Raw genomic sequence first — 23,506 nt, 5'->3', positions numbered from 1 at the left:
CACAGCGCTTAAGCGTCAGGGAGAGTTATGGACACCATTATCAAACAAGCCATCGAGTTGCGAAAAGAAGCCAAGTACCAAGAGTCACGAGACTTGCTGGCGACACTACTCGATAAGGGAAATTATGCTGCGAAAGCACACTTGCAGATAGCTTGGTCTTACGACAACCAAGGTAAAGAACAGGAGGCTATCGAGCATTATTTGCTGTCTCTGTCGGGTGAACTTACTTCTACAGAACGCTTTGATGCGCTTTTCGGTTTGGCGAGTACATATCGAAGCCTTGGCCTTTATACTGAGGCTTTAAGCTATTTTGAGCAGACGATGGCTGAGTATCCTGATTCCCTTGAAGTTCAGCCTTTCTACGCGATGTGTCTGTATAATTTAGGTCGCCATAAAGAAGCGACGTCTCTGTTGCTTGAGTTGTTGGTTTCTACGACCAGTAGCGATGCGATCAAAGAGTACCAACGAGCGATCTCCTTATACGCTCAAGATTTAGATAAAACTTGGTAAGCTGCCGACAATAAAGCTCATCTGTTTGCTTAAAAACGGTGAGCTTAGCTTAGCTTTACTTTCTTTGGACGAAACTTTCTGCCGTCCATAATATTCAAAGACATCAGTGTTAGGTTGGTTGCACCTGCTATCAGTTCTAAAATCTGAACGCCATAAAACACAGTGTCGAACTCTCCCAAACTTGCCCATTGATTCAAAAAGTAAGCGGCTGGGATCAAAATAACGATCCCGTTGAACGCAATAATTGGCATGCGTTTACTTTTACGTTCAACTATTTTCCCTTTACGTTGTTTTGCCATAGATGCACCGGTCGCACCAGTAATAGCAATGGCTGGGACAAGGATAAATAAACCCGGAAAAACGATCAGCGATTTGACTAACTGGACTGATTCCAAAGTGCCAAACAGTTCTACAAGCAATGTGCTAGTAAAGAATGTAGTGACACACAGTGTTGCTGTTAATGCCGCTGTTCTGTGGATTATTGGTTTCATATCATTCTCTCCATCAATTTGGTAACATGTTGTCAATTTAGTTTGAGTCTAATTTAATGACAGCATGTTGTCAAAGTGGGTGTTATGGATACGAATGGAGAAGTTTTCACAAAGATCGCACTAGAGATCTTTAAGGTCAGTGGTTTATTGAATGCTGAGGGTGACAAATTAACTGAAGGGTTAGGGCTAAGCAGTGCCAGATGGAAGGTGATGGGAGCGATCGAAAAGTCCGATGCTCTGGTCACGGTTTCTCAAATTGCTCGTATTATGGGGCAAAGCAGACAAGCGACACAGCGTGTTACCGACATCATGGTGAAAGATGGCCTGCTAACTTGGCTTGATAACCCGAATCACAAAAAAGCAAAGTTGGTTAACATGACTGAAAAGGGCAAGGAAGCGTATTCGCTATTAGATAAAAAACAGGAAGTATGGGCAGAAATTGGCGCAGAAGGGATTGATAGGGATGAACTTGATAAGGCGCTGATCACTCTGAAGAAGATGGCTAGCTTCTTAGACAAATAGAGAATGGCAGTTGAGAAGAGTACGGAAGCCTAAGCATCATTCGATACTTAGGCTTCAAGATTTAGCTTTTCTATTCAGAGCAGCCGTTACGCTGAAATCTCTTTACGAACGATCTCTGCGCCAGCGCTGAGTGCATTCAGCTTAGCTGAAGCAATGTCGCGAGGAAGGGGCGCCATACCGCAATTGGTGCAAGGGTAGAGCTTGTCTGCATCAACATACTTAAGTGTTTCTCTCAGAGTGCTAGCCACTTCTTCCGGTGTTTCAATGCTATCTGTAGCAACATCAATTGCGCCAACCATCACTTTCTTACCACGAACAAGCTCAAGCAGTTCCAGTGGTACATGAGAGTTGTGACACTCTAAAGAGATGATATCGATATTTGATTGCTGCAGCTTAGGGAAGACTTCTTCATATTGGCGCCACTCAGTGCCTAATGTCTTTTTCCAATCTGTGTTTGCTTTAATGCCGTAGCCATAGCAAATATGTACAGCCGTTTCGCATTTCAGCCCTTCAATGGCTCTTTCCAAACAAGCGATACCCCAGTCATTCACTTCATCAAAGAACACGTTAAATGCAGGTTCATCGAACTGAATAATATCAACGCCTGCAGCTTCGAGTTCTTTTGCTTCTTCGTTGAGGATCTTTGCAAATTCCCAAGCCAGTTTTTCACGGCTTTGGTAATGCGCATCGTAAAGTGTATCAATCATGGTCATAGGACCCGGCAGAGCCCATTTGATCGGTTGGTCGGTTTGCTGACGTAAGAATTTCGCATCTTCAACAAATACAGATTTTTGACGAGAAACAGGGCCAACCACTGTTGGTACACTTGCATCGTAACGGTCGCGGATTTTAACGGTCTCGCGCTTCTCAAAATCCACGCCATTCAGGTGTTCAATGAAGGTCGTTACAAAGTGCTGACGTGTTTGTTCGCCGTCACTCACAATATCAATGCCTGCTTGCTGCTGCTCGTGCAGAGAGACACGTAGTGCATCTTGTTTGCCGTCTGTGAGTTCATTGCCTTGCAGTTTCCAAGGCGACCAAAGTGTTTCTGGTTGTGCTAGCCAAGACGGTTTCGGCAAACTGCCCGCAGTTGAAGTCGGTAATAGTGTTTTCATAATAATTCTGCCTGTCCTTAGATTCCCCAAGTGGATCGTATGTTTCCTAATGCGCGTAAAATAGAACGATTACAGCGCGTAGTTGGCAGACCAGTTTTCTAGTACCGACTGGTATGGCTTAATGAAGTTTTCTTCTGCGAACTTACCTTGTTCAACAGCTAGCTTGCTTCGTTCTTCTCGGTCATACACGATTTGAGTCAGTGAGTGATCCAAGTTTTTCAAGTTTGGTTGGTAGCAGTTACCCGCAACAGCGTTCGCGTTGTAAATCTCAGGGCGGTAGATCTTCTGGAACGTACCCATAGTGCTGATGGTGCTGATAAGCTCTAGGTTAGAGTAATCGTTCAGTAGATCACCAAAGAAATAGAAAGCCAGAGGAGCAACACTATTTGGCGGCATGAAATAACGAACTTGTAATCCCATCTTCTTGAAATATTGCTCAGTTAAAGAAGATTCATTAGGTTGGTATTCAAAGCCTAATACAGGGTGTTGATTTTCAGTTCGGTAATAGGTTTTATTATCTGAAACACTCAAACAAATAACAGGTAGCTTCTTAAAATTCTCTTTGTATGCTTGAGAGTTAACAAAATATTTAAACAGCTTGCCGTGTAAATCACCAAAATCGGCTGGAATACTGAATTTATCTTGGCCTTTATTATGATCTAAAAGTAATACGCTGAAGTCATAATCGCGAACATAAGAAGAGAAGTTATTACCGATAATACCTTCAATGCGCTCATTCGTTTTGTGGTCCAGAATGTTTGTTTTCAGCACTTCAATTGAAGGGAAGGCTTCGCCGTTTCTTTCAATGTCCATATCAACAGAAATGATTTCAAGCTCTACAGAGTAGCGGTCGCCTTTTGGGTTGTCCCAGTGTGCTAAGGCATTGAAACTGTTGTCTATCATCTGTAGTGCGTTACGTAAGTTCGCTTGACGGCTGTCGCCGCGAGCCAAGTTAGCAAAATTAGTTGTGATACGCGTGCTGTCTGCAGGCTGGTAGTTTTCGTCGAGGCTAATGCTCTTAATCGTAAAATTAAATTCTTTATTCATGCTGATTTGGTATCCCAATTTATTTTCTGATTCTCTCGGTCTTTAGTATTAAAACTGCTTTATTTTTTGCTTTTGACCAGATTAAGAATCGAAGGCTATGCTGTCTGACATTAATACTTAGTAGAATTAATGTCGTATAAATTTATTCGCTTAAGGTTTTTATACGTGGATAGGTTCATCATTAACAATGGTATTACTTCACATTCAACATGAGGAATATTCATGATCTATTATGTTTGAATATTTAAGTCGGTGTCAGTTATATTAATTATCTTGATGGAAATATAACCACATTAATAGTGCGTTATTTAAGACAATTAATTGAATAGGAGATGGATGAAATGAGTGAATTGCTGTTGTTGATTTTCTACTGTGCTTTACTAGGCAGTGGTGTTGGGTTTCTCGCCGGTTTGTTAGGTATTGGCGGAGGGCTGATCATTGTTCCCGTCCTAAGCAGCATTTTACTTTATTTAGACGTTCTACCGTCTGACCAAGTGGTTGTCGCGGCGATTGCAACCTCGTTGGCGTCGATACTATTCACCTCAACGTCTTCTGCACTTGCTCACCATAAGAATGGAAACGTGCCTTGGGATCTAGCGCCTTGGATCATGTTGGGTGTTGCTCTGGGTGCACTGATTAGCGGCTTTATGGCGGCTCTGTTGCCAGAAAAAGTCGTTCGTATTGTGTTTGCTGTGAGTGTGGTTCTCATTGCGATCAAGATGTTCTTGAGCAGCAAAAATGATGCACCTAAAGAACGAAAACTGCCAAACAAAGGCGTATTAACGGTTCTGACAACCATTACGGGTGGCTTGTCTGCCATGATAGGGATTGGTGGCGGTGCATTGTTGGTTCCGTTATTAACGTTCTTTTCTGTCGATATGAAAAAGGCGATTGGCTGTGCGTCTGCGTGCGGCATTGTTATCGCGCTATTTGGCTCTATCGGCTACATCACGTCGGGCAGTAGCCACTTTGCTTTAACTGATGGATTCGCGGGTTTTGTTTATCTACCAGCGTTATTGGGTATCGTGTGTACGTCTTGGTTTACGGCCCCGTTAGGCGCAAAAGCGACAAACCATTTACCGGTCCCAACCATCAAGAAGATATTCTCAGTACTGTTGGTTGTTATCGCGGCAAGCATGGTGGCGCGATAATTTCAGACAGTTCATGACCTATCGGTTGATGACTTAATTAGACATTTAGGTGTGAAACAGCACGTAAATGCCTAATTGCGATCTGTGTCATTCAATAGCGTGATTTACTCCTTAAAATGCATCACGATTAATAATAAAATCACTCCGCTTTATAAATATTTCAAATGTGGTCAAACATTTACGCAAAGGAATTTATGATGGCACGGGAAATCTCATTTAAAAGTAATGGGCCACAATGGAGTGTTGTTCTATCAATGACGATAACCTACACGATCGTATCTTTGATGATCAGTTTCTTTTATCAAACTGAATTGCAGCTTTTTCCTTTCATCACCTCAATTACTCTCATGACTGCGTTTTACATGTTTGCCTCAAGGCTCCACGAAAAGCCATTTGTCTTTAGATGATGGAATCGTGTATTTGCATGGTATTAAGGCGAATCTAACGGTTAAAAAGTCTTTGTTTGGTCATTCTTTTATTGAAGTGAAATCCTTGACCGAAAAAGGTTACCACAAGGTGAATATTCGCAAAGGGCAGGTTGAGCTATCTGATTGGGATCTGTTGTTGAGTAAGGCGACACAATCACACTGATTAGATACGGGTTAATGAGAGCCGAATAAGAGCAGTCATCAGGCTGCTTTTTTTGTCTGCCTACATTTATACGATTATGTCTATGAGTCTGTTGATAAAATCTTGTTGTTTAACCGGATTCACTGCTATAGCTAAATGTACTTGTTCAGATTAAGGGAATGCTAAAGTGAGTGGTTTATGGATCCGTTAACACAGGGTGTGCTAGGCGCTTCTTTGGCACAATCGGCGAGTAAAAAACAACATTTGGTGGTCGCTGGGGTATTAGGGCTACTCTCTGGATTGGCGCCAGATTTAGATGCACTGATTAAGTCTCAGAGTGATCCTTTGTTGGCTTTGGAGTTCCATCGGCAATTTACACATTCACTCTTCTTTATCCCAATTGGCAGTTTGATCTGTGCTTTGGCTCTGCATCATCTGATTGCAAAAAGGCGCGGACTTTCTTTTAAGCAAAGCTGGCTGTTTTGTGCACTTGGTTACGGCACTCACGCACTGTTAGATGCTTGTACTACTTATGGTACACAGTTGCTTTGGCCTTTCACCAGCGCGCGTTTTGCTTGGAATACCATTTCAATCATCGACCCTGTTTATACACTTCCCATCTTAATATTGCTTGTGTTTGCAAATTGGAAACGAACACCTTGGTTGGCTCGTATTGCGTTTCTGTGGGCTTTGATTTATCCGACGCTAGGAATGATTCAGCGAGATAGGGCAGAGGCGATTGGATGGCAATTAGCGCAAGAAAGACAACATGAGCCGATTCGATTAGAGGCAAAACCGAGCTTTGCAAATATCTTAGTGTGGAAAGTGGTGTACGAAACAGAATCCCGATACTACGTAGATGCTATTCGAGTTGGCACCTCCGTTAAAACCTATTCTGGAGACTCTATTGTTAAACTGAATGTGAGTCAGGATTTCCCGTGGCTTGACCCTAATTCACAGCAAGCAAAAGACATTGAACGTTTTCGTTGGTTTTCAAATGGTTATATTGCACAAGATCCAATAGATGATCTGCGTGTTATCGATGTTCGATATTCAATTGTACCGAACCAAATGAAAGCACTTTGGAGCATCAAATTATCTCGATCTGCTGATGCAGAGACACATATAAAGTACGAAACACACAGGGACAACACCCCCGATTCTAGACAGATCTTTCTAGATATGTTGAAAGGCAATTAATGGTAAGGGGTCTTGAGAGTAAAAGGCTGAGTCAGATGATCTGCTCAGCCTTTTTTGATCGTTGTTCTAAACAACCTTTGCTTATTAGCTAATTAAAGGTAACGACTTCTGAGGTGATCTTTGAAGTACTGTGCATTCAAGGTTTCACCCGTTGCGCCCTTCACCAAATCATCGGTGCTCAGCAGGCTGCCTTTGCTCCAAATATTCGATTCTAGCCAAGTGAAGATAGGCGATAGGTCTCCGCTTTCAATCACTGAATTCACATCAACCGTTTTCTTCATTGAAGCCATGAACTGAGCCGCGTACATCGCACCTAGTGTGTAAGATGGGAAGTAACCGAATGCGCCATCTGTCTGGTATAGAATCTTAACAGCATGTTACAATACATAAAAATTGAGAACTATATATGAAAAACAAATACTTACTTCCTCAGGTATATCTTTACATGCGCTTCTCCAAAAAGCGTCAAGAAGATGGTGACTCCCTAAGGCGACAAATGAAGCTTGCAGAGGAGACCTCGAAAAAGCACAACATTCCTATAAATGAAGATCTCATAATGAGAGACAGGGGACTGTCTGCTTTTAAAGCAGAACACATTAAAAGAGGAGCGCTTGGTAAATTTATTGCTGCCATTGAGGATGGGCTTATTGCTGAGGGCTCCATACTCATTGTTGAGTCTATGGACAGATTAAGCAGGGATACCCCTCTAGCTGCTCAGATACAGTTTAATATTTTAATGTCAAAGGGTATTACAGTCATAACAGCAAATGATGGTTTAACTTACAATGAAGCAACATTAGCGACTGAATCAAGTAAGCTTTTTTTGATCATGGGAAGTATGCAGCGTGCTCATGATGAATCAAAGCATAAACACATTAGATCGCTAGAAGCTATTGAAGCAAAAATCCAAGCTTTTAAAGACGGTGCTAAACCAAAATCCGTAGGTGGAGACCCACACTGGATTAAAACACAAGACGGCTATCTTCAATTAGATCAAGAAAGAGCGGACATAGTAAAGCTAATTGTTGATATGTATCTAAAGGAGCACAGGGGACTTAACCTTATTGCAAGAGAGTTAACAAAGAGAGGTTACAGTACGCCCTCAGGAAAGGGTAAAGCTTGGGGGGCGACCACAATCAGAAAAATTCTTGATAATAAAGCTCTTTACGGACATAAAAAGTTTTCGTTGACGTATTTAAAAAATGGTCGCTACATCGCAGAACCACCATATGAACTTGATGATTACTACCCCCCAATTATTACTAAGGAAGAATATGACATCATACAAGTAAGGAAGGGGAACACGTCTGGTTCTAGAGAATCTTATGGAGAAGACGAAAATGTGTATCTATTGTCAGCCTACGGTAAGGGTAAAAGCGTATGTGCACATTGTGGGAAAAATACCCACACCCAGTATCAAAAACAAAAGAATAGGAAAAATGAGTATACAGGGAGAAATGTACAGCGCCTCCATTGCGGTAGTCACAAAGAATCATCTGATTGTCAACCAAGTTTTATCTGCCAAGAACTGGAAATGGCTTTTATAAGAGCAATATGTACACATATTAACCCCCAATTTTTGGAAAAAGAGAATGCTGGCAAAATCGACGAAGAAAGGCTTCGAAAGGACATCTCGATTCTAGATGTAAAAATTGATGTGCTACTTAAATCTATCGATGAGCTTGACTCGAAAGATCTCATTATGAAAATAAAGGAAAAAATTAGAGCTTTTGACCTGGAAAAAAAGGAGCTTAGCGGTTTACTAAACCAAAGTTATGACCACCAAACTGGAGTTGAAGATTTTCATAAAATGAGAGAGTTGGCAGAGAAGTGTATAGATATCAAAAACTCTAATGAGCGACGAACTTTTAAAAAAATCCTACTTCAATCAATAGATAAAATTACCATTAATTTTGAAGACAAGTCTTTGACAGCTCAATTTAAGAATGGGAATAACTTTTCTTTAGGTAAAGATGGGCAAGGGATATATCAGACGGTTACATTTTACAAGCGCAGGCCAAAGAACCATTAAATTGTACTCGTTCAGACCTCATCTAGTTTTGGTGGAAATCGGGCTCATATGTTTCCCGATTTCCCACCGCTGGTTCCTGTTACAGAAGGCTGTTTTTGTAGGCTAGTGCCCTCGCGTCCAATGAAAGTTTCACTTTTTTAGGCTCGCTTTGATAGCCCCCCTTTGGCCAGATACAGCCTAATGACGTCATCAAGGCCTTGAAGAGTTTCGTTGCAGCAGTCTGCGTGCAATCTTTTTGTGGTTTGCTATCTGATAGCAAGTGTTTAAATGTCTCCCAATTGTCGATGTTCCTGCACCAGCTACGGTGACACCAATGGATAAACCGCATCACCCCACAGCTCTTCAGCCCCATCCATCATTATCTCAATAATTGTCGGAACAACATTTTCGAGTAACGCAGTGCAGTCGCGAATTTGGTCACGATTAGCAGAACTGTTGTACGTGGCCCCACCGTGTATCAACTGGTTGCGTAATGTGTAAAGCCTTGAGAAAACGACACTCAATACAGTGGCGGTGTCACCCCCTGACAAAGCTTTGTTTGCGATAGATTTAGCCTGAGACTGTTCTTTCTTCCATTGCTCCTCAGTGATAAGACCAGAGTGAAACTTCCAGAAGGACTGGAGGATATATTCATTATCTAGAATCAATCTAATGGAAGATGAATATTGAGACCAAACTAGTTCTGACAGCTTATTTCCACCATCTAAAGATACGATCTTGGCAAGAAACTCTTGGTATAGGCCCCGTTCACCGAAATCGGCCTTGTACTCGAAATCCTGAGCATATGCTGCGTTGAAGGCAATCCAAAGAAAGATGTATTTCGAGTCATGATCATCGCTCATTTCTGCCTTGTACAGCCAACTAAGTGCGCGATGGACTCGCAGAGACAGCGCTTGAGGGTAAGAGTCTCTCTCTTGACGGTGGCGCTCTTTAAGTATCTGATACATATGCTTTCCCAGAAGTTATTTGACGGTCTTAATGTTACCCTTGTTGGCGTCTTATGCAAATTGGTTATTATGGTGTTATGAGTTAGAGTAAACTTGTAATGGATTCAAACTGTTAACCTAGATATACAACAGGTATAGCTTTCAGAAGTGTAAGAGAGACGGTTGTCTAAAATGGAAAAAATAATAATGAGGAAAGTGAATGGGTTTCTACTCTTTACAAACTAAGCAAGCTATAGAGTACAGTGCTATGCAAGACCTACAGCTTCGTTGTCTGGTAACACGTAAATGGTTCGATCTCACTGAAACCGCAAAGCAACTCATAAAGTCAAAAGATGCCAAATCTATCGCGAAAGCAGAGAGGTTATTGTCCAAAGCATTGAAGATCGCTCTTAAGGAGCCATTGGCAAGAGCATCAACTTGCCATGATTTAGGGGTCTTGCACTTTTCATATCACACTGAACTACCAGGTGGTACTTACCATAACCTAAATAAGGCTATTCAGTATTTTAAACGAGCAATAGACACTCCTCAAAGGCAGGTTATCCCTGAGAAGCACGCTTCCAGTCTCTCGCAGTTAGCCGTAGTTTATCGGAGGGCTGCACATGATTATCTTTGGCCTGATAAAGATTTAGATTGCATAGAAAAGGCCAAGGCACTTCACATTCAAGCTATTGATTTATTAATTAATAGTGAGATTCCTAAGGTGATTAGAGATGGCCAGCTTTCAATTATCCACTTTAATCTAGCGAGCGTTCTTTTCGATCAAGGACTTAACCAGAAAGCATGTGCGTCACAAGCGAAATCAGTTGAATTGTACTTAGGCTATCTGAACTACAGTTTGCCACCTTTTATGAATGTTATGGCTCCAGAACAAGGTCTAGGACTAAGTTTTGCGAGGTTGATGCATTTCTCAGACTCCCCAAAACACAAAGAACTATGTGAAACCATTTTAGATATAGCACCTCGGTTCGGAGTTGACCCTATTAAAATTATGACAATTAACCCTGAGGTCGATATAGCTAGACCTGAGCAACAAATTGATTACTTGTTGCGAACAGCAAAAGCCAAACCGTCACCTGATAACTTAAAGCAGCTATTCAAAAAGCAATATGAATTGATGGAAAATCGACGAACTTGCAAGAGTGATGCAGAAGCCGATGTATTAGCATCTCTAGTTCAAAGAACATGTTCAGGACTTGCTCGTATACTAATGGAACAGGAAGATTTAACTGCTGCATTCAAGTTACTTGAAAATTGTAGTGCTCTACGTTTTTGTGAAAGCGCAAACAAACATTGGCAAGTCCCAGAAAAAAAAGTTTGTTTGCCTTTACGTAGTGATTTACTTCAGATGGGGTCTACTTATTATAATCTGAACGAACTTGCGCTGATGTTAGAGCATTTAAGTGCAGAGGATGCTGAGGCAGCACTAACTGAGGTTTTTGAAAGATCACAGAAAGATTCAATCATAGAAGAAGTGGGGGAATCTACTTACTTCTACAAGCCTGCATTGTATCCTGCGGTGCTTAAGGGGGCGATAGACGACAAAGATTCAATTGCATTTCTACGACAAAAATCAAATGACTGTTTAACTGACTTTCTTAAGATTGAAAGTTTAATTGACGAGCTAGACCCTGCATTTTTGAAGCGGAGAAACAGTGACTATTCAGTTCAAATTGAGCACTTTGAAGAAGCCTTAAGCAAGAACCCTAATTTGACTTTGGTCAGAATTGACATTGAGTCGAATTATGACGACGTACTCATTTTGGTCGCTATGATGAATGCTGGAAAACTAGTGGTAACAGGTCATAGTGTTAGCTTACCAAGAAACTTAGTTAATGATATTGGTGCATATGTAAAAGGAAACGCTGATGGCCTTAGAACTTGGGTTCTAGATTTCATAAACTGGCGTGAAATATTACCTGATGACTGTAAACGCCTGGGATTGTTAACCTCTTTTTTTGCATCACAGATACCGTGGGCAGCTACTGGAATTGAGGGTGAAGAACTTTATACATTGGTTGATGAGATTAATTGGCTTCCAACAGTTTTATATCTTTGTAACCATGTAACGCACTTTAGCGAGCGCAGTGGTACTAGATGCATCAATGGAGGTGAAACACGTTTTCACAATGTAGCGAACAAACACGCTTCAGGTCTTATGACTGATGTTCAAAAAGATGACTTTGTTGAAGTGGTTAGTACCAGTGAAGTCATATCCTATTATGGCCACTGTGCTCATGAACTTCCTAATAGGCCTTATCTGAAAACGAAACACTTCGACATGAATGACGTAGAACTGGTTAACCAAGTTGCTGGAATGGAGCGCGTTGAGTTTTGGGCTTGCCAAAGCGGTAGTAATATCCCTTTGAGTATCTTTTCTATCCCTGTTAATGAAGCATTTGGTTTCGATATGCGGATGATAGAGTGGGGTGCTGTTAGCTCAATCGGTTCATTGTGGGCGTTGCCTGACATTGTTACAGCTCATATTAAATCTCATTATGACCAACTTCTAAATAGTGGATATTCACCTTCAAAAGCTCTACTCGCAGCCCAACGCTGGTGGGTTTCACAAGGAGCTAAGGCTGAACTAAACAAAATGCGAGAGCTTGGACTATCGCCATATCTAAACACCCTGGGTTGTAATGAAACTTTGGCTGGGCTGTTGGGGCCAATGAAGACAAAAGAATCGCGGAATGAGGATGAGTTAAAACGAGCCGAGAGGTTATTCCTTCACCCTTCTTCTTGGGCTGGTTTAAGGTTTTGTGGCATTGCAGAACAGATAAATCAAGCTGTTTATTTAGATAAAGTAGATCTCACGGTTGATGAAGTAAATCAGCTAAAGAGCAGCTTAGCCAAACAAAAATTAAAATCTGGATTTATAAATTATGTTTGACGTGTTTGATGATTTATTCCCAATAACTGACTGGAGCGTTGAAGGTCGCAAGCAGTATCTTGAACAGCATAGACCATGTATTGAGTTGGTCTTGTATGAGGCATTGGAGGTATTTGATGAGCGAAAGGTATCCTTGACGTTTGGTAGTCAGGCTAATGCAGTAGCTCGGATAATTGATATGTTTTTATCTGATGGTTTTGAAAACGAAAAGCTACCTAACGGTATACCGCGTGATATCAAGTTGTTCAGTCAAATAGATTACTGGTGCAAACTCAAGTCAGGAAAAACATTTTCTGGGCTTCAGCAATTGATAGATGAAGAGGTTGATATAGCTGAAAGTCAGGCTGAAGTAGGTACCTTTGAAATCGATTTGCATAAAATCTCATATTGCCTTGCAATCTATAGTGGGATGGTAGCAGCAAATATGGTCTATTTTTGGTTTCAGGCCAATAAGAAGTTGTTGGATGAACTAGGCCAAGTAGAGCCTCCCATTGAATCCGAATTTGAGGGATGTATTGACAAAAGCACTACCAGATACAAAGTGGACTCCTCATTTAGGTATCTATGTGTGTACCTTGATATCGAGTCGAAAATCCCAGGTTTTCACTTGTACAAGAGTAAATACTTAACAAAAGGGGAAAACAAGCCGCAGTACACTGCGAAGAAAAACGAGAGGGAGTCTCATCATACAACTAGTGAAGTTAGATCGATTGTGACAAAAATCATTGACTACTTTTGTAGGGTACACAGTGATGAACCAAGCTCTTTATGCATAGCACTGTTCAAATCTGTAGGAAATACGACTCTATTGGATCAGTATAAAATTAAGAGCAAAGATTATCCAAATTTTGATGAGCTAAGAGATAAGCTTATAGCGCTAAAATCGCCCCTGAAGAAGGAGGCTGCATATGCCGTTAGATAAACTTTCATTGGATGAGATGGTTCAAGGTCGAAACAGCAATACTGATGACTGGAAAGAACTGGTTAGAGATCCAGAGCGTGAACGGGTCTGGAGCGATGCGGTTAAGCGTAGAGATAACTTAGATCGGTTTTGTTATTTTGCCGCAAAGTGGCCACAGTATGTTAGCTATTACCAGCAAGCAAAGCGCTTTGTTAAACAGACTATCAATTCTCCAATAGTATCTCTGATGAGTGAAGAGATACTATTAGGTGATTTAGCTTTATCATTAAATGATAAGGATGAGGTAAAGGAACCACTTTTGATCACCGTCGAGTGGGGAAATCAGCAGTTAATTGAGATTCAAGGTGAGCAAACAGTGTCGTTCAACACTGAATCACAGGTTCAAATACACTATAGATACGAGGACTTAGAAGGCTGGATAACTTCTGATGATAAGTGGGAGTTTTCACCTGATGAAGGAGCTGTAATGCTCACATTTATACATGGTGATGTGATAAATGATGATCTAACTGAAAGTTTAAATAAAGCAAAATCAGTAGGTTACATTGTTTTGTTGCCTTTGTTGAAATAAAAAGCGAAAAAAATCATTTTTCTATGCGTATAGACGTACCCACACCAAAAAAGGTACGTCTAAATGCAAAATATAGTATTCAAATACCAACTACGTAGTCCTGAGCTGACCAGCTCAAACTCTGACTGTATTTGTCTTGTTGACAAAAAAATCTGGCGCGATCTGCCAAACTCTACTCGTCAAAAAACACTGAGTGTAGTGAACTCAATTGCTGACGGTACGCCATTTACTGTGCTTGGCGGCAAAAACATTAAATCTAATCCATCCCTGATTCGATTCAGAATTGGGCGCAGCTTTCGCTTAATCCTATCTAAAGGGAACAAACGACTTACTTTCAAGCTTTGTCGACGACAAGGCTATGAGCAACAGTTTAAGCATTTTTAATAGTGTTATTAATTGGTTATGAGAGTACGAAGCTTGAAAAAATGAGTTTTATAGCTTTGTGGTTGTTGCATAGATAGGACTATGGATTTAGTTATGAGTAAGAATAAAAAATGCCTGCTAGTTACGTTTGATTACACCCAAAAAGGTAAAAGTGCGACTAGTTTTGCAGCAGGGGTGCTTCTATCCGAGTGCAGGCAGCACAAGGACTACGGTCAGAAGTTTACTGCTGAGCACCTGTCAATTGATATGAATAAAAATAAGGCACTTAACCTGTCAGCAGGGGAGATAGCAAACAGAATCAATGGGCAACATAAGCTGGAAGAGATTGATGGGTTAGCTTTAGGTTGTTATGTATGGAACACCGAGCTAATTGAGCCCTTGATAACGCAACTTAAGGATAAAGGCTTTAAGGGAAACATTATTCTTGGGGGATACCAGGTTCATGAGTCGAGCTGTGAAGCACTTTATCCTGGTGGCGATATCTACTTGCCCAGCTATGCAGAAGCCACTTTGCCAGAAGCGTTTATGCAGGACAAATTGATCCGCAAACTTATTTTAAACAACAAGTTTGAGTTTGCGTCACGTCATTCACCATATTTAAATGGTTTGATTGAGCTTGATGAATACCAGGCAATGGCGCACTGGGAAACGCAACGTGGTTGTTATTATGCGTGTTCATTTTGTGCTCACCGTGATGTGGCTGGCAATAAAGTACATGATTTCTCGATGGAGACCATAAAGAAGGAGCTGGACTTATTCAAAGAGAAAAAAGTTCAGCGAATTAATGTGTTAGACCCGATCTTTCGAAAAGGACGCAGATCATACGAGATATTGGAATACGCGATTGGTATTGGATTAGAAGCAGAACTCGTCTTTCAAGTGCGTTTTGAGGACATTAATGAGCGCTTGTTAGCGTTGTTTTCAAAGCTAAATACTCATCTCGAGTTTGGTTTACAGACTGCAATCAGGTCTGAGTCTATCGTAATCAACCGACGCAACAATATTGAGAAAGTATCTTCGGCCATCGCCATGCTTCAGGACAAGAACATGTCTTTTGAGGTCAGTCTAATTTATGGGTTACCGACGCAAACGCTCGAAAGTTTTTTTGAGAGCGTTGATTTTCTTAAGCGTAGGGGAGTCTCAGACGTAAAGGCATTTCCGTTGATGTTGTTAGAAGGCACGCAATTGGCCGCGGATAAAGAGGTATTCGGTATCAAGGAAGGTCATATCGACGACTCGGGGATTCCACATGTTATCGAAAGCGACAGTTTCACAAAAGATGAGTGGAAGGCAATGAGAAATTTAGCCATGAAACTAACACGCCTAGAGGAGTCAGCATGTTTATCGTAATCGAAGGCCTTGATGGAAGTGGGAAATCTACAGTGTCAAAGCACTTAGCAGAAAAGTTAAATGCGAAGTTATTAACGACACCAGGAGCGGGTTTTAAAGAAGTACGAAAACAACTTGATACGGTGTTCGAACATAATACCAAAGCGAGGCAGTTGTTCTATATGGCTACCGTGCTCAACGTAGCAAGTGAAGCTCAACGTTTGATAGATTCAGGCCAGAACGTTGTGGTAGACCGCTATTGGTTGTCAACTCAGGTCTATCATTGCTGGATGTCCAATGGACAACACTACAAGCTTCATGAAATAGAAAGTGAACTCTTGAGACCAGATCTTACCGTTTACCTAGACTTGCCAATGGATGAGCGTAACGAAAGAATTAACGCTAGAAACAATTGTACGTTTGAAGACAGAAAGACATTAACCCTTGAGGCAGATCGTGAATTGCGTGATCTATACGAAGGTATGTGTTATTCACAACCAGTTGGGGGGTGGCTCCTCGTTGATGCCTCTCAGGGCGTTGATGCTATCGTTGATACTATATTGCATAGTGCTTGCAAAACGCTTCACTCCCGCAATTAGGCATACTTTTTCTTATGTCTAGAACTCTAACTATTTGGGCAAATTTGCCAATCCAATACGGAACGGTATTTTGTGTAGTTCAGTGATATCAAACTTATCACGCCATAGCGTCACGTAATTTATTTAGTCTAGTTTATAGGGCATTGCTAGCAGCAGTGCCCTTTACCAATACGCTTCTAGCGGAAGAAGTCTATTGGGTAAACATTGGAGTCTTCTAATGGCAAACTGCCTTCTTCCTCTGGAAAGCGTAGCCTTGCTTCGAGGCACACTAATCCCTTAATGAAGTCAAACCCAAATAATTCACTGTCTACTTTTTTAACAGAAAGGCCTGTTTCGTTGTAGAACTGTTGCTCTGTGATCACTGGATTATCTTCAATAGTTAGTACGGCAGATAAGATGAATTCCAATTTATCCTCTGTAGTGCCAAATTCTTTAACGTAAATGGGATTACCCTGTTTGATGTGATCAAGTCTATTTAAGATCTTTTTAACAGTCAGAGTTAGCAAGGGCTTTGAAGCCATACAATTTTCCTTCTATGGTTTGGGGACATAAAGGAGCACTGGATGAATAGCAATATCTAACGTGGGAGTTAAATACTTGTTTTTCTTGGGAATTTTATAATATCGATTCGTGTCAGTGTCCAGATTTCTATAACAATACGGTAGATATTGGTCATGAATAACCAAGGCGATTTATGCGTCACCTATCTTATTTACGTTATTATCAAAAATGGACACCACTTCGCGGCAGCGTCGAAGCTTGAGGGAAGGAGAGTTACTTTATTTCAAGCTTGTCGATATACTACTGTTTTTCTAAACAGCACTCAATGGAAAGGCGTTTGCATTGCATGTTTCTGTCTTACAAGCTTAATCCAAGTCACAATTTAAAGTGTTATATTTCATCGGTTTAGTCGGTTAATCCGACAGTGTTACTATCAAGAAGATGATGAGACGAACCAACGACCTGATCACCATCAGTTCTTTCTCGGTATTCGTGGATATCAGAGCTATCATATCCCAAATCCTGGCATAGATAGAAGAAGCGCCAAGCAATAAGCTTAGCTTATGTGTTATGGAAAAGGCTTTTTCTATAGCTTCTGCTAGGTAGTGCAAATAGGCCACTTTCTCCATTCATATATAAATGGAGAAAGTGGCTAAACCAAAGCAGTGCTTTGAAGAGAATCGATTAGTTCATGAGCATAGCGCATGGGCTGCTTTTCAGTCACTCTTAGTGAATTTAAGAATCCTTAATTTGGCTAAGAACTAGTAAGTAGTTTTATCAGTATGTTTCAAGTGCATATTCACCTACTGGATCACATGTGATGCTCGCTGGCCCAGACGCTTGGAGAATGTTTTTTCTTGCTCCGCCCAGAGATACAGCAATGCGTGAGTAATCTTGCTCTAATTCTGGGTACTCAGCGGCTAGCCATCGAGGAAATTCCTGTGTTTGTACTAAATTAAGTGTTTTTCCATGAGCTGAAATAGTTCCATTTGCCAGTACCTTAACCATTGGCAATTGAGCACCACCGCCAGTCAAGGCTACGGCGAGAGCGTTGTTAGGAGCTGCATGTACAAAACTTGGAGAGATGTTGTTTAAGATCTCTTGCATACAGTCTTTGAGTGAATTTGAAAAAGATCTAACTTGAGGCAAAGCCATGAACTCATCGAGGGTTATTTCGACAACATCCCCGTTGAAAAGTGTTGCGGAGATAAAGCTGTCCCTAAAAAGAGCTTCTTTGTAATCCCTTAAATGTAGATTCAACGCCCCAAACGTATTCAGGTAAATAGGGTTATCTCGGCGTATGTTTGCTTTACTAAGGATCACCCCTTGGAGGAGCTTGTCTAGGTGGTTGCCTGCTTCTGTTATGCCTCGATTGGAGTCTTTAATTTCTAAAGCCGCACTTTTTTTGGACTTCTCATCATATTTCATGCGATAAAGACTAAAGTCACTAGTGCCTGCACCAATATCAATCACCATTACCAATGAATTAACGTTCTCTTCCCATGAAATCAATGATCCAGCAACACCAAGAGGCTCAGTAATATCTTCACGAATAAAATTAAACTTTAAGTTTTTCTTTCTGATTTGTTGAATAGCATTGAGAAAGTCAGTCAGAACAATCCCAGACGCAAACTGAGAGTCAAACGTATCAGCAAGTACTTGGGCTTCTCCTAATAGTTGTTTGAGCTTATTAACAACTTGGACATGTTTCATTCTATCGAAGCAGGGCATTGCAAAGCGGCGTAGTACATTTTTCTCAATCCCTCGTAATGCAGTTGCTTGGTTCATTGTCCAAGTGAAGTAGCTGAGATAAGCTAAAACCATATCTTCATAAGTTATATCTGAACCTGTTGGGTTAAACTGTTGTCCCACTTTAGTGGATAGCCCTTCTTCGGAAAGATATCGCTTAATATTATCAAGTCGCTGCCTATGAGCTTCTGGGGGCTGAATATGCGACATGTGAACTGCTGCTTGCCCGAACCAAATTTTACCTACGTCATCGATGAAGACGGATGAGACAAGCATATTCTCGCTGATCTCTTCTTGATCCCCTGGAATTCCAAGTGATATGACTTCGATATCTTCGATTGAATCGTCGTCACTTTCTTCAGAAATCAGGGTAGCTTTAGACATTGCAGTACCAAAATCTAAGCAGACGCGAACATTATTCTTTGGTAATGGAAGAGACATAGAATTCATATTGACTGGGGTAAAGTTTATTGAGTGCTTTGTCTCTTCAGGAGCAGATTCGGGGTTGCCGATTTTTGTATCGCTTTCTGGCGCTAGTTCAGGCGCGGCAGGTTCTGTGGTAGCTGTTTCTTCTCGTTTTTCAATAGGTATATCAATAGATTTTGTATTTTCACTTGTATCCTGTGGAAGTTCAGCCGTCTGCTTTAAGTGCTCTAATGCATGTGTTAGTGCTCGAAGTTCTCGTTCTGTCAATTCACCAGGTAGAACATATCCGCCGTCATTTGCTGGCTTAAATCTCTCCAATAGGTTTTGGAGTAAAATTTGTGATTCTAGGTTATTCGTCATCTTGATCTTCTACCGCCTCAACCCATGGTTTAACTAGTGTTTTTATCTTTCCACCAAATTCTTTTTGAATGCCGTCCCTGACCACACGAACTTTGCGAACTCCGTATTTGTGACCACCAAGCATTTCGTGCTGCATAGGGTTGTATTCAAGGACTTGACCTAGATTGTCTGTGTGGCTCAATTTTCTCATACGAGCAAGTTGCCGAGCTATTCTAGACATATCACCAAAGCCGCTTGACGCTTTCTTTACTGTAGATGCTAATGGAGGATCTGAAATTTCTAAGAATGGAACAACGGCTCGCTCGAGCTTCTCCATGGTGTTTTGACTCGTTTCCACCTGAATAAGCAGTGAACCTATCTGCTGGTCTTCTGAGTTTCCAAGTGTGTGAACAGGCTCTTTTGTTGAGGCAACTTGCTTACCTCCGTTTAGCCACCACTCTCTGATTTGCGGGTCTAACTCTTGGCTGTCATCAAAATGTCGTTTGAGCGCAGGGATAACTTGAGCTTTAGAGTAATATGCTTTGGATAATTGCTTCATTATGTTGTTGTCAGTTCGATTCTGACGAGCGAGAACAAGGGCCGCTTCTTTCAAATTAGTTTTAACTCTAGGTAAGAACTCCGAATCACGATTGACTTCCCCCCAAAGACTACTACTCAGTACATTCCTAGACACCTCTAGTACCTGGTAGGTGTCGGCTAGTAAGGCGTTTGAAAACCTTAGCTCGATAGTGCGTATTAGAATCGCGAGAGCATCGTCTACGATATCAATCATTACCGTTGATTCAACTGAAGGGGAGGAATGCATAAGAATGGCGTGAAGCCACCCAGCAAGAGACTTACCTACATTGTTACCAACATCACCATTCCAATCTCTTATTATTTCATTCCAAGCTCTTGTTATTCGACGTGCACGCTTCATTCGAGTCTCGGCTGACTCGATAATGGATAGATAGGTAAATGACTCTTTTCCTAGTAGAAGGAGGTCGCTTAGATTTCCGCTGCCTACCAGAGCATTCTGAATCAGAGTTCTGCGAGCATTTTCAGCGGTATCAGCAAGAACGGCTTGCCTTAAGCAGTAGTCTACGACCCAAGAGTCTTGAATGTGGCTTATAGACTGCGCTGCATAATGCTTCTCGTCCCCATCTGTCAACATATCAAAGTCACAAGGCTCATCATTAAACAGTTGAAAAAGGTACTGATAAACTTCATTTTGACGACTGCGAGCGACAGCAGCGAGTCGGCCCAGGGAAGCTGCTGCTTTTAATCGCAGTGGACTTAGAGGGTCAGTATCTTCAGTAGCAAAATCAATGACCACATCAAGTACTCGGTGAAGGTTATCGCCTTTAATGACACCTTGAATAGATTGATTTGCCATGCAGTCGGTCAAAATAGTATTTACGCCTGCTAAAGAATCTTGTGATTCAATTTGAGACAATACGGCTTCACTACTCAATTAAAAATTCCTCAATTTTGTTGTGCAGCCAGTTTACCTGGTTGCATATTATATACTTTGATATCAGTCACTTGCTGGGTGATTTCACGGTTACCATTTCAAATAACTTTCGGTACTGAGTACCATTAGGTTTCAAAGAGTGAGAGTAACAATGAACTCAAAGGCTCTAATGCGTTCGCGGTATTCACGGGATAAGCATTCGAAAATATTAGATTTTGGTGTACATGATTGGTCGACGCCCTTTAACCATTTTCTCTGGTCAGTTTTTAGAGCCTGTGCGTTGGGAGACTGGTCGTAGGCTTCACGATACAGATAGCTAAGTTCTCTGTCGTAGTCAGAAAGCATGATATCGGAGCAAATGGCTTTCTCTCTGGTACTTGCTGCTAGATTACAATCAAAGCTCGGCCCTGATTGAGATAGATAGGTGCGTGCTTTACTTGAGTTGAATCGCCAGTTCTTATCCATGTAGTTAAAATAGTCATTGCCTCTACTATCTTTTAATTTAGGGTCAGCACCTGCATCTAGTAGTAACTGTATTGTTCTTTGGCTCGCGTTCTCTGCTGCATACATCAGCGGTGTTCTTCCATAAGTTGTTAGGTTTTCTGCTAGTGGAAAGTCAAAGCGAGCGGTGTTTATCGTTGTTGTGTTAACCATCTCAGAGTTGTTAAGCAGAACTGATACGGCCTTCGGGTTGTTCATATGTGCAGCGTACATAAGGAGGTTTTTACCAAATGTATTTGCCTCAGATAGCGCACATATCGAGTTAGTCTCGGCGCATTGTGCTACCAAATCTTCAAGCACCGTTGACTTATCCAATACCAGCGAGAGGCAATCGGTCATATTTCTTTGGTTGTCATGATAGTAATCGAATGACTCACTGTTAATATTCTCTTGGCAGCTTTTCAAAATGAATTCGGTATCATTGTCTAAAAGAGCCTTTGTGAGTTGCTTTAACTGAGCTCGGCTATTTTCGTCAAGCTGTCTTCGGTCATAATCAGAGTAAACCTGATCCAAGATTAGCGAAGCAAGGTTATTAGCGTCGAGCTGGTTAGAAGTCTCAGTAAAGTAACTTTTCAAGTACGAGCGATTGATTGATGCTATGTTTTTCGCAGCTCCCAGTTCTCTAGCTGACCAAGCGTCACTTTGAGCCAGATATGCCAAGCTATCGACTTCTTTATCGCTGTCAGCTTTCTCTGCATGAACTGATGGGCGGTATATGACATCTAACATCAAATCATGAGTATAGGAGTAGTAGCGACTTCCCATGCTCCCAAAATTGCCTTCGATATCCGTCATAAAATATTGCAGAGCATGGTGATAAGCTAGATCGAGGTTTTCTTTCCTAACATCAACAGATATAGGTGGCTCTATGTTGCACACTTCTTGTCCGTTACCATTTTTGATGGAATAAACTGTAATTGACGTATAAAGACCTGAAGTAGCCATTACATAAGGTTGTTCTTGGAAATAGAATACATTCCAAAATGAGTTATAAAACCAACCGAATGGCCCCGCATTATGGAAGTTACCTTGTAGTGTTATGTTATCGTTAGTAAGGTATTGATAAGTAAGACCTCTCCACCACTCAAAGCCACTGATGTGAAGCTGTAAGTCTTCATTGTTTAAAGTGTCACCTGGCCTGAAGTTCAAAGATTTGGGCGATGATAGCTTTGCCGAGTCTAGAGTCCAGTTAGTCCACGTAAAATTATCATTAGTAAATGGTGGCTTTACTGTCAGTTGATTTTCATCGTTGAGGTTCACTTTACTCGCCAGTCTGAGAGAGTAGCTGTCAGACTGCGGGCTTGAATAAATGGTGTTTAGCTCTTGAAAAAGAGCTTGGCAAACAGGTGGCTGAACACTTGCGAGAGCAATAGAAGTCAGCCCTAATGATGCTATCCAGGCTATGAGTGGTAAAGTCTTTTGCATAATGGTAATTCTCGAATTATTTCAGCAAAAACGCGGCACATTTTTGGAACGATGTTCATTGGTCTGAAAATTGGTTGCCGAGGTGTGAAGTAACTCTTCTACTAGTTGTTCTTCTATGCGCCAAGTGTAGAAGGTGATAGAAAAGTCTGATATTGATGTAATCCTACTTTGGAACTTCGTACATTACCAATCTTGTCATTGAAACAACTGATTCTAAATGTGTGGAGTCAAGAAAATGCGATGTTTAAGATGGTTATAGTTTTCTTTTTATTACCTGAAGCTTATTCGTGCCATTAACGACGCAACATTGAGGAATGTAAATGAGTGAATTTGATCTTACGGAAGAACAAAGATTGGTGATTGCAAAGGAGCTGCAAGGCGTTGCTGAGCAAGCTGTAGCTTCAATGCACTTGACTAAAGATGGTTCAGTTGTTGTGCAGGTCGGAGCAAATATAACTGTGTTACAACCTGGACAAGCAGGGGTAGCCAAAGCAGCAAGTGCGCTATTCCAAGCTATTGAACAGTCAAGTGAATGTTGAAATTGAATCCCTGGTAAAGGAGAACTGAACGCCAACCAAAAACTGTCTGTCCTATTGATTTGATGGCGATTGATGGTTGGTTTCCCCCTAATAACGTATTGAATAATATTAATAAGCGTTGGGGGAGGAACCTAATGCCTGTGATGAGGCTAGAGCGACTTGCTTTGCTTAAATCTTGTACTATTAGATTAGGGAAGTAACACGATGAACAGTCATAGTCATCAACTGAGATACAGGGTAGGGTCTAGTTAGCGTGACCTAAAATGCAT

The 23,506-nt window shown here is 41.3% G+C and carries 21 protein-coding genes and 1 pseudogene; 13 read left to right on the top strand and 9 right to left on the bottom strand.

Annotation, left to right across the window (positions count from 1 at the left end; translation table 11 throughout):
- Positions 1-27: 27 nt before the first annotated feature.
- Positions 28-510: a tetratricopeptide repeat protein gene (locus OCV56_RS08950; protein ID WP_086713522.1), complete on the top strand. Its 483-nt coding sequence runs from the start codon at positions 28-30 to the stop codon at positions 508-510.
- A 44-nt stretch (positions 511-554) separates the two neighbouring features.
- On the opposite strand, the gene OCV56_RS08945 is transcribed toward OCV56_RS08950, so the two are convergent.
- Positions 555-1,001 (bottom strand): hypothetical protein, encoded by a 447-nt coding sequence (locus tag OCV56_RS08945; protein WP_086713521.1) that lies wholly within the window; start codon positions 999-1,001, stop codon positions 555-557.
- An 84-nt stretch (positions 1,002-1,085) separates the two neighbouring features.
- On the opposite strand from OCV56_RS08945, the gene OCV56_RS08940 reads away from it, so the two are divergent.
- A complete protein-coding gene (locus tag OCV56_RS08940; RefSeq protein WP_086713520.1) occupies positions 1,086-1,523 on the top strand; it encodes a MarR family winged helix-turn-helix transcriptional regulator in 438 nt (145 codons plus the stop codon).
- 86 nt (positions 1,524-1,609) lie between these two features.
- Here OCV56_RS08940 and OCV56_RS08935 read toward each other — a convergent pair whose 3' ends face one another.
- Together OCV56_RS08935 and OCV56_RS08930 are read right to left on the bottom strand one after the other, a co-directional pair.
- Entirely contained in the window at positions 1,610-2,638 is a 1,029-nt protein-coding gene (locus OCV56_RS08935) for a methionine synthase (protein ID WP_086713519.1), read from the bottom strand.
- A gap of 69 nt (positions 2,639-2,707) precedes the next feature.
- Positions 2,708-3,685: a DUF1852 domain-containing protein gene (locus OCV56_RS08930; RefSeq protein ID WP_086713518.1), complete on the bottom strand. Its 978-nt coding sequence runs from the start codon at positions 3,683-3,685 to the stop codon at positions 2,708-2,710.
- A 341-nt stretch (positions 3,686-4,026) separates the two neighbouring features.
- On the opposite strand from OCV56_RS08930, the gene OCV56_RS08925 reads away from it, so the two are divergent.
- The 3 genes from OCV56_RS08925 to OCV56_RS08915 all read left to right on the top strand — a co-directional run bounded on the left by OCV56_RS08925 (position 4,027) and on the right by OCV56_RS08915 (position 6,606).
- Positions 4,027-4,836 carry a sulfite exporter TauE/SafE family protein gene (locus OCV56_RS08925; protein ID WP_048662220.1) on the top strand — a complete coding sequence of 270 codons (810 nt, stop codon included), beginning with the start codon at positions 4,027-4,029 and terminating at the stop codon, positions 4,834-4,836.
- Between the two features lie 420 nt (positions 4,837-5,256).
- Positions 5,257-5,427, top strand: coding sequence for a hypothetical protein (locus OCV56_RS08920; protein ID WP_228761218.1), 171 nt, complete (start codon positions 5,257-5,259; stop codon positions 5,425-5,427).
- A gap of 177 nt (positions 5,428-5,604) precedes the next feature.
- On the top strand, positions 5,605-6,606 hold the full coding sequence (locus tag OCV56_RS08915) for a metal-dependent hydrolase (RefSeq protein ID WP_086713517.1): 1,002 nt from the start codon (positions 5,605-5,607) through the stop codon (positions 6,604-6,606).
- Positions 6,607-6,698: 92 nt separating this feature from the next.
- Here OCV56_RS08915 and OCV56_RS08910 read toward each other — a convergent pair.
- A pseudogene (locus OCV56_RS08910) lies at positions 6,699-6,968 on the bottom strand (carboxypeptidase M32); the annotation flags it as partial.
- Positions 6,969-7,012: 44 nt separating this feature from the next.
- Between OCV56_RS08910 and OCV56_RS08905 the strand changes: the two are divergent.
- On the top strand, positions 7,013-8,638 hold the full coding sequence (locus OCV56_RS08905) for a recombinase family protein (protein WP_086713515.1): 1,626 nt from the start codon (positions 7,013-7,015) through the stop codon (positions 8,636-8,638).
- A gap of 299 nt (positions 8,639-8,937) precedes the next feature.
- Here the strand turns inward: OCV56_RS08905 and OCV56_RS08900 are convergent, their stop codons facing one another.
- Positions 8,938-9,585, bottom strand: a complete 648-nt coding sequence (locus OCV56_RS08900; RefSeq protein ID WP_086713514.1) for a HEPN domain-containing protein — start codon at positions 9,583-9,585, stop codon at positions 8,938-8,940.
- Positions 9,586-9,784: 199 nt separating this feature from the next.
- On the opposite strand from OCV56_RS08900, the gene OCV56_RS08895 reads away from it, so the two are divergent.
- The 6 genes from OCV56_RS08895 (at position 9,785) to tmk (ending at position 16,283) form a co-directional block, all read left to right on the top strand.
- Positions 9,785-12,478: a CHAT domain-containing protein gene (locus OCV56_RS08895; RefSeq protein ID WP_086713513.1), complete on the top strand. Its 2,694-nt coding sequence runs from the start codon at positions 9,785-9,787 to the stop codon at positions 12,476-12,478.
- Complete coding sequence (locus tag OCV56_RS08890; protein WP_086713512.1) at positions 12,471-13,400, top strand: hypothetical protein; 930 nt, start codon at positions 12,471-12,473, stop codon at positions 13,398-13,400. Before OCV56_RS08895 ends, OCV56_RS08890 begins: the two co-directional genes overlap by 8 nt.
- Positions 13,387-13,971, top strand: a complete 585-nt coding sequence (locus tag OCV56_RS08885) for a hypothetical protein (RefSeq protein ID WP_086713511.1) — start codon at positions 13,387-13,389, stop codon at positions 13,969-13,971. Before OCV56_RS08890 ends, OCV56_RS08885 begins: the two co-directional genes overlap by 14 nt.
- 63 nt (positions 13,972-14,034) lie before the next feature.
- Complete coding sequence (locus OCV56_RS08880; RefSeq protein ID WP_086713510.1) at positions 14,035-14,355, top strand: ParE family toxin-like protein; 321 nt, start codon at positions 14,035-14,037, stop codon at positions 14,353-14,355.
- 93 nt (positions 14,356-14,448) lie between these two features.
- On the top strand, positions 14,449-15,705 hold the full coding sequence (locus OCV56_RS08875) for a B12-binding domain-containing radical SAM protein (protein ID WP_158094624.1): 1,257 nt from the start codon (positions 14,449-14,451) through the stop codon (positions 15,703-15,705).
- The gene (gene tmk / locus OCV56_RS08870) at positions 15,693-16,283 is read left to right on the top strand and encodes a dTMP kinase (RefSeq protein WP_086713508.1); all 591 of its coding nucleotides are present in this window, start codon (positions 15,693-15,695) and stop codon (positions 16,281-16,283) included. Before OCV56_RS08875 ends, tmk begins: the two co-directional genes overlap by 13 nt.
- A 176-nt stretch (positions 16,284-16,459) precedes the next feature.
- Here the strand turns inward: tmk and OCV56_RS08865 are convergent, their stop codons facing one another.
- The 4 genes from OCV56_RS08865 to OCV56_RS08850 all read right to left on the bottom strand — a co-directional run bounded on the left by OCV56_RS08865 (position 16,460) and on the right by OCV56_RS08850 (position 22,698).
- Positions 16,460-16,804: a hypothetical protein gene (locus OCV56_RS08865; protein ID WP_086713507.1), complete on the bottom strand. Its 345-nt coding sequence runs from the start codon at positions 16,802-16,804 to the stop codon at positions 16,460-16,462.
- A gap of 757 nt (positions 16,805-17,561) precedes the next feature.
- Entirely contained in the window at positions 17,562-19,319 is a 1,758-nt protein-coding gene (locus OCV56_RS08860) for an acetate and sugar kinases/Hsc70/actin family protein (protein ID WP_086713505.1), read from the bottom strand.
- Positions 19,309-20,772, bottom strand: coding sequence for a hypothetical protein (locus OCV56_RS08855; protein WP_086713504.1), 1,464 nt, complete (start codon positions 20,770-20,772; stop codon positions 19,309-19,311). The genes OCV56_RS08860 and OCV56_RS08855 overlap by 11 nt, the downstream gene beginning before the upstream one ends.
- Positions 20,773-20,904: 132 nt before the next feature.
- Complete coding sequence (locus tag OCV56_RS08850) at positions 20,905-22,698, bottom strand: ankyrin repeat domain-containing protein (protein ID WP_086713503.1); 1,794 nt, start codon at positions 22,696-22,698, stop codon at positions 20,905-20,907.
- A gap of 320 nt (positions 22,699-23,018) precedes the next feature.
- Here OCV56_RS08850 and OCV56_RS08845 point away from each other — a divergent pair, with 320 nt between their 5' ends.
- Complete coding sequence (locus tag OCV56_RS08845; RefSeq protein WP_086713502.1) at positions 23,019-23,237, top strand: hypothetical protein; 219 nt, start codon at positions 23,019-23,021, stop codon at positions 23,235-23,237.
- Positions 23,238-23,506 lie beyond the last annotated feature (269 nt).

This window comes from Vibrio gigantis, assembly GCF_024347515.1.
Classification (GTDB): Bacteria; Pseudomonadota; Gammaproteobacteria; order Enterobacterales; family Vibrionaceae; genus Vibrio; species Vibrio gigantis.
Note: the sequence above shows the minus strand (reverse complement) of the source record. Positions and strands in the feature narration are given on the sequence as shown.

What these genes read in the sequence shown, in the direction of transcription:
- OCV56_RS08950 (WP_086713522.1), top strand. Translation starts at nt 28, where the DNA reads ATGGACACCATTATCAAACAAGCCATCGAGTTGCGAAAAGAAGCCAAG.
- OCV56_RS08945 (WP_086713521.1), bottom strand. Translation starts at nt 1,001, where the DNA reads ATGAAACCAATAATCCACAGAACAGCGGCATTAACAGCAACACTGTGT.
- OCV56_RS08940 (WP_086713520.1), top strand. Translation starts at nt 1,086, where the DNA reads ATGGATACGAATGGAGAAGTTTTCACAAAGATCGCACTAGAGATCTTT.
- OCV56_RS08935 (WP_086713519.1), bottom strand. Translation starts at nt 2,638, where the DNA reads ATGAAAACACTATTACCGACTTCAACTGCGGGCAGTTTGCCGAAACCG.
- OCV56_RS08930 (WP_086713518.1), bottom strand. Translation starts at nt 3,685, where the DNA reads ATGAATAAAGAATTTAATTTTACGATTAAGAGCATTAGCCTCGACGAA.
- OCV56_RS08925 (WP_048662220.1), top strand. Translation starts at nt 4,027, where the DNA reads ATGAGTGAATTGCTGTTGTTGATTTTCTACTGTGCTTTACTAGGCAGT.
- OCV56_RS08915 (WP_086713517.1), top strand. Translation starts at nt 5,605, where the DNA reads ATGGATCCGTTAACACAGGGTGTGCTAGGCGCTTCTTTGGCACAATCG.
- OCV56_RS08905 (WP_086713515.1), top strand. Translation starts at nt 7,013, where the DNA reads ATGAAAAACAAATACTTACTTCCTCAGGTATATCTTTACATGCGCTTC.
- OCV56_RS08900 (WP_086713514.1), bottom strand. Translation starts at nt 9,585, where the DNA reads ATGTATCAGATACTTAAAGAGCGCCACCGTCAAGAGAGAGACTCTTAC.
- OCV56_RS08895 (WP_086713513.1), top strand. Translation starts at nt 9,785, where the DNA reads ATGGGTTTCTACTCTTTACAAACTAAGCAAGCTATAGAGTACAGTGCT.
- OCV56_RS08890 (WP_086713512.1), top strand. Translation starts at nt 12,471, where the DNA reads ATGTTTGACGTGTTTGATGATTTATTCCCAATAACTGACTGGAGCGTT.
- OCV56_RS08885 (WP_086713511.1), top strand. Translation starts at nt 13,387, where the DNA reads ATGCCGTTAGATAAACTTTCATTGGATGAGATGGTTCAAGGTCGAAAC.
- OCV56_RS08880 (WP_086713510.1), top strand. Translation starts at nt 14,035, where the DNA reads ATGCAAAATATAGTATTCAAATACCAACTACGTAGTCCTGAGCTGACC.
- OCV56_RS08875 (WP_158094624.1), top strand. Translation starts at nt 14,449, where the DNA reads ATGAGTAAGAATAAAAAATGCCTGCTAGTTACGTTTGATTACACCCAA.
- tmk (WP_086713508.1), top strand. Translation starts at nt 15,693, where the DNA reads ATGTTTATCGTAATCGAAGGCCTTGATGGAAGTGGGAAATCTACAGTG.
- OCV56_RS08865 (WP_086713507.1), bottom strand. Translation starts at nt 16,804, where the DNA reads ATGGCTTCAAAGCCCTTGCTAACTCTGACTGTTAAAAAGATCTTAAAT.
- OCV56_RS08860 (WP_086713505.1), bottom strand. Translation starts at nt 19,319, where the DNA reads ATGACGAATAACCTAGAATCACAAATTTTACTCCAAAACCTATTGGAG.
- OCV56_RS08850 (WP_086713503.1), bottom strand. Translation starts at nt 22,698, where the DNA reads ATGCAAAAGACTTTACCACTCATAGCCTGGATAGCATCATTAGGGCTG.
- OCV56_RS08845 (WP_086713502.1), top strand. Translation starts at nt 23,019, where the DNA reads ATGAGTGAATTTGATCTTACGGAAGAACAAAGATTGGTGATTGCAAAG.